Source organism: Clostridium sp. DSM 8431, from assembly GCF_900116755.1.
In the GTDB taxonomy this organism is placed as follows: domain Bacteria; phylum Bacillota; class Clostridia; order Clostridiales; family Clostridiaceae; genus Clostridium.
The window spans coordinates 20,262-32,112 of record NZ_FPBY01000018.1 but is presented as its reverse complement, the minus strand read 5'-3'; the positions used below and the strand labels follow the sequence as shown (position 1 = coordinate 32,112).

General features: G+C 28.5%; 8 protein-coding genes and 1 pseudogene. All 9 read right to left on the bottom strand.

Annotated elements, in window-relative coordinates; all coding sequences use genetic code 11:
- A pseudogene (locus tag BM384_RS03250) lies at positions 1–199 on the bottom strand (IS701 family transposase); the annotation flags it as partial.
- A gap of 242 nt (positions 200–441) precedes the next feature.
- Positions 442–3,180, bottom strand: coding sequence for a calcium-translocating P-type ATPase, PMCA-type (locus tag BM384_RS03245; protein ID WP_090011018.1), 2,739 nt, complete (start codon positions 3,178–3,180; stop codon positions 442–444).
- A gap of 158 nt (positions 3,181–3,338) precedes the next feature.
- On the bottom strand, positions 3,339–4,169 hold the full coding sequence (locus BM384_RS03240) for a methyl-accepting chemotaxis protein (RefSeq protein WP_090011016.1): 831 nt from the start codon (positions 4,167–4,169) through the stop codon (positions 3,339–3,341).
- Positions 4,170–4,369: 200 nt separating this feature from the next.
- Positions 4,370–5,620: an LL-diaminopimelate aminotransferase gene (locus tag BM384_RS03235; protein ID WP_207650692.1), complete on the bottom strand. Its 1,251-nt coding sequence runs from the start codon at positions 5,618–5,620 to the stop codon at positions 4,370–4,372.
- A gap of 165 nt (positions 5,621–5,785) precedes the next feature.
- Complete coding sequence (locus tag BM384_RS03230) at positions 5,786–7,330, bottom strand: GDSL-type esterase/lipase family protein (protein WP_175537265.1); 1,545 nt, start codon at positions 7,328–7,330, stop codon at positions 5,786–5,788.
- A 187-nt stretch (positions 7,331–7,517) separates the two neighbouring features.
- On the bottom strand, positions 7,518–9,530 hold the full coding sequence (locus BM384_RS03225) for an ATP-dependent helicase (protein WP_090011012.1): 2,013 nt from the start codon (positions 9,528–9,530) through the stop codon (positions 7,518–7,520).
- A 182-nt stretch (positions 9,531–9,712) separates the two neighbouring features.
- Positions 9,713–9,892: a hypothetical protein gene (locus tag BM384_RS03220; RefSeq protein WP_090011010.1), complete on the bottom strand. Its 180-nt coding sequence runs from the start codon at positions 9,890–9,892 to the stop codon at positions 9,713–9,715.
- Between the two features lie 36 nt (positions 9,893–9,928).
- The gene (locus BM384_RS03215; RefSeq protein WP_090011007.1) at positions 9,929–11,143 is read right to left on the bottom strand and encodes an EAL and HDOD domain-containing protein; all 1,215 of its coding nucleotides are present in this window, start codon (positions 11,141–11,143) and stop codon (positions 9,929–9,931) included.
- Between the two features lie 172 nt (positions 11,144–11,315).
- A complete protein-coding gene (locus BM384_RS03210) occupies positions 11,316–11,633 on the bottom strand; it encodes a hypothetical protein (RefSeq protein WP_090011005.1) in 318 nt (105 codons plus the stop codon).
- Positions 11,634–11,851 lie beyond the last annotated feature (218 nt).

Below are 11,851 nucleotides of genomic sequence, written 5' to 3'. Positions count from 1 at the left end.
GAGTTATACTAGTTCGATGCCTTGTAGATGCAAGCTCCGCTATGTCGGAAACCTTACCATTGAACCCTTTTGAAATCATAGCATTCATAATACTTTTTAAATGTTTTAATTGTGGATTAGTTAAGTATAAATCAAAATTTAATTGTTTAAAAAATTTGTGTATTGATAGTTCATCTGATATAATTGTGTTCTGAAACATTTATGCATACTCCTTGTTTGTTTTGTGTAGGAACTTAATTATAACAAGGATTTGTCATAAATTTTTTTTTATTTTATTCATTTGTAAAATTATTCAAGCGATTTTGCACTATTATAGTTTGTTAAGATGATTGACATATTTTATCACTTTTATTCATAATACAGCCAAAAAAGATGCATCTGAATTAAAAATTCAAATACATCTTTATAATCTCAGAAGGGAAATCCCATTAAAAAACTCTATTATTTTCTTATTAATCTACATACAAACTTAACTACTTCATTGACAACTATAATACATGCTGATAATAGTATTACCTTTATCCACATTACAGCTGATAAAGCTACTGAATCAAAGAATTTTGAAAATACCTCAGTAAATATAAGTTGTGCTATAGCTGTAAATCCTATAACTACTAATGCAGTTTTATTTTTAAATAGATTCTTAAATATGCTGTTAGTTCCAAATTCTCTACAGTTAAAGGCATTAAATAAGGCACTAAAAGCAAATATTCCAAATAAAACAGTTCCCATTTCACTAGCATTTCCTACTACCTCTTCAGATGCTCCTAAAATATTAAACTTCATCTGAATTAATAATATAAAGGTTACATATAATGCATTTAAAATTATACTAGTAATCATAGTTTTTGTAATAATATTAGAATTTCTATTTACAGGTTTCTTCTTAAATACTTCTTCTCTAATTGGTTCAAGTCCAAGTGCTAAAGCTGGAGGTCCATCCATAATGATATTTACCCACAACAATTGAATTGTTGTAAATGGCATGTCCATACCTAATACCTGTGAAACAATAGCAATTAAGAAAGCTATAATATTAACTGTTAATTGGAACTGAATAAATCTTTGGAAGTTTTCATAAACTCCTCTTCCCCATTTAACTCCATTTATGATAGTTGAGAAATTATCATCTGTTAATATAATATCTGCTGCATTTTTAGAAACTTCTGTGCCTGTTATACCCATAGCAATACCAACATCAGCTTTAGTAAGAGCTGGAGCATCATTTATTCCATCACCAGTAACTGCAACAACTTCTCCATCTCTTTGAAGAGCATTAACTATTCTAAGCTTAGTTTCAGGCTTACTTCTAGCAACTATTGATATTGTTTTTATTTCTTCCATAAGTTCATCATCTGTTAATGTATCAATAAAGCTTGCTTCTACTGCTCTCATATTTCCTTCAAGCATACCAAGCTCTTCACCTATGGCAACTGCAGTATTTATATTATCTCCAGTAAGCATTTTTGTTTGAATTCCAGCCTTTTTAGCATCTTCAATTGATTTTTTAACGTCTGGTCTTAATGGATCTTTAATTGCTACAAATCCATTAAACACAAATTCTTCATTACTAGATATTAAAGAACTTTCAGCTATTGTTACAGCTGCTTCCATTTCTGATTCTTCTAATGTTCTATAAGCAAAGCCTAATATTCTCATTGATTTTGCTTGAAGTTTTTGAATTTCCTTAACTATTTCTTCTTTTCTTGAATCATCAAGTTTAATAGCTTCTCCATTTTTAACTTCAAAGCTACACTTATTAAGTATTATTTCAGGTGCTCCTTTTAAATATAATACATCAAACGCATCACTTTCTTTAACTATAGTTGCCATATATTTATTCATAGAACTAAAAGGCATTTGATCTACTATACTACTAATTTTTCTTCTTTCTTTATAGTCATAATCCTTTAAAGCTAATAAAAGAGCACACTCTGTAGAATTTCCAAGGTAATTCCACTTTCCATCCTCATATGTAATATCTGCTGTTGAGTTTAAAAGACAGTTAGCTATAAATTTCTCATCTTTTATATTTTCCAAGGAAATAAATTCACCATTTAAAAATACTTTTTCAACAGTCATTCTATTTTGAGTAAGAGTACCTGTTTTATCTGAACATATTACACTTACTGACCCAATAGTTTCACAAGCTTCCTTCTTAGTAACAAGAGCATTAATTTTAGCCATCTTTTGCATAGTTAATGCTAAAGTCATATTAATCATAGTAGGAAGCCCCTCTGGAACTGCAGCAACTATTAATGCAATACATACAACAAAGGCTGTTTTAATTGGCCCAATGGAATCAAGAAAAGGAACAATTCCTGATGTATCAACCTGTAACCCATTTGATAATATTCTAAATAACATAAATAAAAATAAAACTAATGCTATTACACTTGAAGCCTTAGCAATAGAACTACCTAGCTTTCCAAGTTTAACTTGAAGTGGAGTTTCTTCTTGTTCTATTTGAAGACTTTCAGCAATTTTACCCATTTCAGTATTATCGCCAGTTCCTGTAACTACCATTGTTCCTTTTCCATAAGCTACAAGAGTACCTGTAAATCCCATGTTAATTTGTTTTGCAGGTATAGGTTCTTGAAGTTTCTTCTCACCCTTTACTTCTATTTCTTCAAGTTCAATAATTGCACTTGCATCTTTTTTTACATCATCAGATTCTCCTGTTAGCATGTCCTCTCTAACTTTAAGATCTAATGATTCAATAAATCTTCCATCAGCAGGAATCATATCTCCTGTTTCTAGATAAATAATGTCACCTGGTACAAGTTCACTTTTAGATACCTTTTGAACTTTACCATCTCTTAAGGTCTTAACTTCAATATCTTCAGTCATTTTAGCAAGAGCTTCTGCTGCTTTTTTGGACTTACCTTCAGTTATAATTCCTATAGCAACTCCAAGAGCAACTGCACACACAATACCTATAGCATCATAATATTCGCCAATTAAACCACTGATAACGGCTGCTAAAAGAAGTATTATCATCATTGGTTCTAATAAAGCATCCTTTATATCTGCTAAAATACTAGACTCACTTTTCTGAGTAAATTCATTTTTCCCATACTTATGAAGTCTTTCTATAGCTTCTTTACTGCTAAGACCTTTTTCAGACTCTACATTAAGTTTTTTTAATGTATCCTTTATACTATCATTATAAAAACTCATTTTAACCACCTTTCTTCATATTTATTAAATTATATTATATCATATTTATATTTTATTTCATTAATTCTGAAGATAAATAAAAGAGCTTGTACTTTTTTATCTATAAAAAATACAAGCTCCTTTATGCATATAATATACATTTATATCCTTACTCTAACTTAAAGATCATGGGCCAAATCATCAAGCTGCTTTGCTGTAACATTTACTTCTGATATAGATGCTGTTATCTCCTCTAGAGCAGCTGATTGATTTTGTGAGATATCATTTGATTTTATAACTTTTTCATTAATATTTGCAATTGAAGATGATATGTTCTTAATTACGCTATAAACTTCCTTAATTGATTCGCTAGTAGAGTTAGCTAATTTTCTAATTTCTTGAGCCACTATACTAAATCCTCTTCCCTCTTCTCCAGCTCTTGCAGCTTCAATGGCTGCATTTAATCCTAAAAGATTTATTTGAGAAGATATACCTTGTATAAAATTCACAACTTCTTTAGTATTTTCAGCTTCAGATGTAGCTTTTTCACTTTCCTTTAAAAGTTCTTCATTCATTGATGCTAATTCTAAAACTCCATCTGAAATATTGTTTATTGCCGAAGATATTTCTGAAAAGGACATGGAAACATTTCTTGCAATTCCCTCTACTTCTTTCTTCTTATTAGTTACTTTTCCAACAACCAAACATCCTACAACTTGGCCCTCTTCTTTTATAGGTATCATATAATGTCTTAAAAATATGCCTCGAGTATCTTTACTTATATCTCTTTGAATCTTTTCCCCTGTTTTTATGGCTTTCATAATATGCTCTGAATCTACGATAGATTGATTTTTCTCTAATTTTAAATCTACTCCATCACAATAATTTGTATAAATTACTTTTTCTTTGTCTGTAATAGCTATTGATAATTGGCTGTCTGATACTAATTGAATGTATGGACAAGCATCACATATAGATTCTATTAATCTTTTCTCTTTTACACCTTCCAAAACTCTCACCCCTATATCATATATTAATTACAATTATACTATTATCTAACATTTTTTTCTATAAGCACAATAATATATTATTAAGCTATTTTTTCTCCTAAAACCCCTTTCACTTTAATAATTCATTCGCTTAATAACTCCCAGCAATTTTACTTATATTGATTAAAGTATGTACTTACAACGGATAGCAGGTACTAATACTATCTTTCTTTATCCTTAGTATGTTCAAACACTAAATTTAAAGCCTTTAATCTTTCTTTTAATTCATTAATAATATTAACTTCATCCTCTTCTCCTGTTTCAAAGGTTACAGAAAACCTTAAATAAGCCCCTGCATCATCCCATGGAACTGTAGAAATAGAAGCTTTTTTTATTAAATACTCCGAAGCCTCTTCTGCTGTACTAAACCTTATTTTTCCTGCACCTATTGGTGATTTTACATAGCAATAAAAGGTCCCTTTAGGTTTTTTCGTACAAAATCCAACTTCTCTTAATGCTTTTACTAAAAGGTTAAATCTTCTAGAATATTTCTCGCAAATTTTTTCTGTAATTTCAGTATGCTCCATAGCATAGATTCCAGCCTTTTGTATAGCTCTAAACTGGCCTGAATCAAAATTATCCTTAACAGTTCCATATGCTTTTATTATTTTTTCATTTCCAGCAATAAAAGCTAGTCTCCATCCAGTCATATTAAAAGCTTTTGATAATGAATGCACTTCAACTCCAACTTCCACTGCACCATGAACACTTAAAAAACTTAATGGTTTATACCCATCAAAGGTAACAGCTGCATATGCTGCATCATGAACAACAAGAATATTATTTTTCATTGCAAACTTAACCACACTTTCAAAAAACTCTTTTGTTGCAGTCTGACCTGTAGGGTTATTAGGATAGTTTATATATAAAATTTTAGATTTTTTTAATACATCTTCAGGTATATCTTTGAAATCAGGAAAATAATTATTTTCTTCTTTAAGTTTTAATTCATATACCTTTCCTCCTAAATACTTTGTATGAGTTCCTAGTATGGGATATCCTGGAGTAGTCATAATCACATAATCTCCAGGGTTAACAAGACAATAGGGAAGCATGGCTAAAATAGGTTTAGAACCTATTCCATGAATTATATTTTTCTTTGGATCTAATCCCTTTACTCCATATACCTTTTTTAAATATCTAGAAGCAGCCTCTTGAAACTCTAAAATACCATTGTCCGCATAAAACCTATTTTCACTTTTTCCTGCCTCCCTACAAAGCACATTAACTATTTCTTCATTAGCAGGTAAGTCTGGCTCTCCAACCCCCATATCTATAAGCTTTATATCAGGTTTATTTATTTTAACTTCTGCCTTAGCTCTCTTTATTTTTTCAAACTTATATATTTCTATTGATTTCCCAAAATTAATTCCACCTAATCGCTCAGCTATTAACTTATCAATATAACTCACAATTTAGCCCCCTTGCCTTAAAAAACATGAAATAGATAGCACTAACTTAAATAATATCTATTTATATATATTCCTATATTTCTATTAATATAGTTTTTATACAAATTCATTCCCATATTAGGCATAAAATAAGCAGATATATTAAATATACCTGCCTAAAAAAACTTACCAATTCATAATATTTTTTATTTCCTCTGTAAGTTTTATAGCTGCCTTAGTATGAGTTTTTTCTGTAGGATGCCAGTCTGCAGCAAATCCATCTAGATAATTTTGCACATCAAACTTCATTGAATATACAAACATATCTCCTGTTTCATTTTTATAACTATTAACAGCTTTTTCAACTTGTTCATATAGTGAATCTCCCATAATTCCTAAAGTACATAAGATTTTAGAATTAGGGTTCTTTTCTCTAACTTCCTTAATAAAATCTATATAAGCTTTAACGAATTCTGCTTTATTTTCATCACTGTTACAGAAGTTAGTATCATTTGTTCCTAAATTTATTACTACTAAATCTGGCTCATATCTATTAAAATCCCATGCAATATCTTCTGGCTTTAATTCTGAATTAAATGCTCCATAAGAATATCCAATCTTATCATAATATTTAGAAACAAGCTCCTCTGAATTTTTTACTCCTATTTCAGAATATCCAGATACAATTCCATATCCACTATATGAGGTTATGCTTAAATCTGCCTCTAATTCTTTAGCAGTTTTATAAGCATAGCCTCTCATTACATTTTCTGTTGAAGTTTTAAATGAGTGACTGCTATCTTCATCTTCAACTCCATATCCACATGTAATAGAATCTCCAATAAACTCTATAGATTTAGATTTTTTCTCAGTTTTCTTTACTTCACCATTTTTATCAGTCTTAATATCTTTTATTCCTAAAGTTGATTTTGTTGATTCTGATAATTTAACAATTGTTACTTTAACCTTTTGAGGTTCTTCACTTTCAAAGACTTTTACTGTACTTTCTTCGTCTATAATCATCTTATCTACTACAACTTTATCATTCACTAAAACTGCAACCCTTGCATTATTAACATTTTCTCCATCTGCAAAGTAATCTCCTTTAAAGGTAATGCTTAACTCTTTTCCTGTAAAAGAAAACTCTGCACCTGAAGCTGAAGGAGCAAGCCATAATTCATTTTTATAATTATAAGCTCTTCCTAAATACCTTATATTATCTTCTGTTGGCTCAATTACTTTTAAGTTTGCATCTTCAACATCTTGAGCACTACTTTCCATAACATAATCAATAGACTTAACTGTAATAGATCCTTTCACATTCCATAAGTAAATAGCATCTAAGGTAGAAATATCAGACTTATAAACTTCCTTTATACTATTTTCATCAAACTTAGCATAATTAATATTATCATCTATAGTTCCTACTTCACTTGGATTAGCTAAAGCCCATCCTTCTCCCCCTGACCAGCTTTGTAAAATAAGCTGAAGGCCTTCTTTTTCTCCTGTATATTCCACATAAAAATATCCCTTATTCTTAAATTCTGATGAATCAAAGGCACTTTCATTTTTTATATCCCTTAATGCTACAGCCGTGTTCCAAGCTCCTGCATTGCTGTTTCCTGAAAATAAGTTAACCTTACTTTCTGAAGCTGATACACATATATTAGCCACAAGATCAACTAATGCAAATGCTATAAGAAATATAATTATTGTTCTTAATTTTTTCATAAATATCCCCCTATCCTTATGTAAAGATATATCCTTATATGCATATTGTATTTCTTTTTGAAAATATTGTAAATAATCTATTAAGATATATAATCTATCTTTTACGACTACGCTAATTTAAAAATAAAAGTGAGTATCCTTATCTTTAATTTTAAGAATACCCACTATATTCATTATAAAAATGATTCTATTTAATTATCTCTATAAGTCCGCTTCTCATAAGTATTTTTCCAGAAAACTTTCTCTCTCTTCCGTCATCAAACTTAATCTTAACGCTACTTCCATCAACTTCTCTAACAATACCTTCTCCAAAAGCTTTATGTTTTAAAACTGTGCCAACTTTAAGATTATGTTCAGCCTTAGCCTCTACCTTACTCATAAAGCCACCTTCAGTAATAAACCTTGAAACTTCCTTAAACTTACCTTTTCTCATTTTAGGAACAAAAAGATAAAGGTTATCTATAGCTCTTGTTATAGCAACATAGAAAAGTCTTCTTTCCTCTTCTAAATTATTTTCTTTACTTTGGCTATGAGGCATAGTATCTTCATTACAATTAATTAAAAATACATTTTTAAACTCCATACCCTTAACGCCATGTATAGTACTTAATAACACTCTATTTTCATTCTTAGTTCTTTTACTTTCTTCAAGCTTTTTACCAACTTCATCTACATGAATAAAAAACTCATAAATTGTTTTAAATGCAGAAGCAGATGTTTTGAATTCCTCTAATATATCTTCTAAATCTTCAATACTACTTCCAAACTTTTCAGCATAAGTTTTTAAGTAATCAAGATATCCTAAATCACTAATAATAAACTGAACAGCACTGCTTAATGAAGCTTTCTTTATATAATTAAAATCCCTTTTAAGCTCATCTAACTTCTTCTTTTGAAAAGTAGGAGTATCACTTTTGTCAATTAATATATCAAAGGTATCCTTCTCTTCTTTATAATCTCTTACATAAGCAATACTAGTTTTACTTATGTATCTAAAAGGCTTATTAATAATATGTATAAAGGACTCCCTATCATATGGATTATTAGCTAATGCTAAGTAAGATAAAAGATCTCTGCAAATAAAATGATTAAAGAAATTATATTCTCTATCCATCATAGTAAAAGGTATTTTATTTCTAATAAAGGTATCAACTATACTCATAGATTCCATATTAGTTCTATATAAAACTATGTTATCTTTGTAATTATATTTTCCACTTTCCTCTAATGCCTTTATTCTCTTAACAATTTCTTCGCCTTGGGCATTTTCATCTTGGCAGGCAACACAATCTATTACTCCATCTGTTTCTTTATTAGAAAATATTTCTTTGTTATTTCTTGATTTATTGTATGAAATAACTTTTTTAGAAGCTTCTATTATATTCTTGTTACTTCTATAATTCTTTGATAGATAATACTTCTTACCACATTCATAAATCTTATCAAATATAACCATATATTCAGGTTTAGAACCTCTAAATGAATATATACATTGATCTTCATCCCCTACTGCAAAAAGATAATTTTCACTACTTTGATTCATAAGTCTTAAAAAGTCTATTTGAAGCTCATCACAATCTTGGAACTCATCTACAAGGATATATTTAAATAGACCTTTATATCCTTCTCTTAAACGCTCATTTTCATTAAAAAGCTCTAAAGTTTTTATAGCTAAATCATCAAAATCCCATAATCCATTTTCATTTTTATATGCAGTATATTGTTCATAACATTCCTTAAAAATATCTTTAGAAAAGCTTGGAGTAAATTCATTAAAGGATTGTCTTGAGGTTTTAAATAAAGAGATATTATTTATAGCTTCCTTAACTTTATCTTCACTTACATCATCAGAATACTTTTTAAGTACACCTTCTATTATTTTTTGAACTGTATACCCTTGAATAATTTCAATTTTAAATCCTTCCCTTGAAAGAATCTTATAAAAAAGACCATGAAAAGTTCCAAAGAAGGGACTAACTTCTTTTTTAAAAGCTTTTTCATATCTATATTTCATATTTAAAGCTGCTGATTTTGTAAAGGTTAAAACAATTATATTTCCATTTTTCACTTTAAGATCATCAACTAAATATTTTATTCTATTTACTATAACAGTCGTCTTTCCAGAGCCAGGTGCAGCAACAACAAGTATGTTTTTATCTAAAGCCTTTACTGCTTTCATTTGATAGCTGTCTAAATTCATATTAAAATGACTCCTCCTTAATTTATCTAAATTATTACCAAATATCATTTTTCCTAATCAAATAATTATATTTTAATAATTATTTATAAAATCTACAAGTAAAAAAGCCCTAACAAACCTATTTAATAATACAGATCTGTTAAGACTTTTAAAAAAACATCTTTATTAATATTGATGAGAATTTATTCATTTTCTTTATATGCAAATTCCCCTTCATCAATGCTTTTTATCTTTATGCTGTTTTCATCTAAATATTCCTGAAAAGGACAATTATCTTCTGTTGAATAAAAATCATTCATAGGGCAGTCATTACTGCATTCTATTTTTCTTCTTTCGCTTGACCAAAATGGACATATTCTCATAAACCATCACCCTTAAATATTCAACATATTTTATACTTAATTAGTAATCCTATTTACCCAATTTACTGCTTCTATATATTGCTCTACTAATAAATTTTTATCATATCCAAGCTTATCACATAATATATCTACTTGTTCCATATCCATATTTTCATATGCATTTACAAGCTTAAGTATATCTCCAAGCACATTTTCTTTTCCTAACAAAGCCATTTTAACTTCTTCTGATAAAGTTGGAATTTCATCTATAATTTCTTCCATATCTTTATTAATAAAAATATCTAAATTAGAAAATAATCCTGTTAAAAATGCATTTGCTGACTTATCACCTACTACATTCATTGCAATAAGCTCGCAAAAACGCGCCTTCATTATACTAACCACAGTTACTTGTTCATTACTTTCCCCTTGAATTTCACTAATAGCAAGTAATGAAAGCCACTTCTTTAATTCTTTTCTTCCTATCATCATAATAGCTTGCCTTATTGATGTTATTTCTTGCTTAAATCCAAAAGCTGATGAATTTAAGAACTTAATTAATTTATAACTTATTCCCACATCAGATTTTATAATATCTTCAACAACATCAATACTAAAATCAGGATTTAAAAGTTCAACCATAATATTAAAACAATTTAAGTTTTTAACCTCTATATCTTTTCCTGAAACAATAACAGGTTTGCTAAAATAGTATCCTTGGAAGTATGAATATCCAAGATTAATTGCTTCTTCATATTCTTCTTCATTTTCAATTTTTTCTGCTAATAATTCTGCTTTAGGATTTATTCTTCTTATTTCCTCTACAATTTTGCTTCTTTCATCCTTATTAGCTGCAACAAAATCAATTATATATATATCTATTAGAGTTTCAAAATCTTTACATCTCTCTTTATTGCTAACATCATCTAAAGCAAGTATATAATTCTTCTTTTTTAATTCTGATAAATATATAAGTATTTCTTCAGTTGGTTCAACATTCTCTAAGATTTCAACTACATACCTTTCAGAAGATAGGAGACTTACTACATCCTTAAGTAAAACTCCTCTTGGAAAATTAACAAATGCCTTTTTATTATTTGGCAACTTTGAAATGCCCATCATTCCACAATTTGAAATAAGTTTTAATGTAGCTTTTTCCTCATCAATATTTCGAGGAAAATAGTTCTCTCTTGAATCTCTAAATAATAATTCATAAGCTACTACGTCACCTTTTTTATCATATATAGCTTGTCTAGCCAAAAAAATCTCCATCTTGCAACTCCCTACTATATATTTTATTTAATTATAGTATAAAGAATTAAAAATTTAAAGAAAATTCCCTTTGTATTATGATAAAAACTTCAGCATTATAAGCTATTTTGAAGAAAATATAATAACTGCCAAAAAGCACAGAATATGTTTTTAGGCAGTTAGTAATGTAAGCTTACTTATTTTTATTTACAGAAATCTGTATAATTTCATTTTGGAATGCTTTTAATAGTGCCTTTTCAAGTACCTTTTCTTGATCAAAGTTCTTAACATCATTACATACTGCAAACACTTTACTTTCTTGACCTTCAACATTTCTATATGTTAAAGTTACATTTGGTTTATCATATTCTACATCTACAATTTTAATTCCCCAAGAAATTTGTGCATAATCATCTTTAACTGACAACTGAGTTAATTCCTTAAGTTTTCTTTCTTCTTCATTTGGATCATTAATTATTACTAATTCATCTCCAACTTTGTATTTTGACATCTTAATCCCCCCTACCAATAAGTCACTTAGACTTAGTTTATTTAAGTTTACCACCATTATATTACATATTCAATATTTTTTTACATCTTTTCTTTTTTATCCTTATTTTTTATCTAACACTATAATTTATCCTAATTAAATAATAATAATTATTTTTTACTTATAATATTCTATAAATAATTATTGACACAACCAGTGATTATATATTATAATTTATT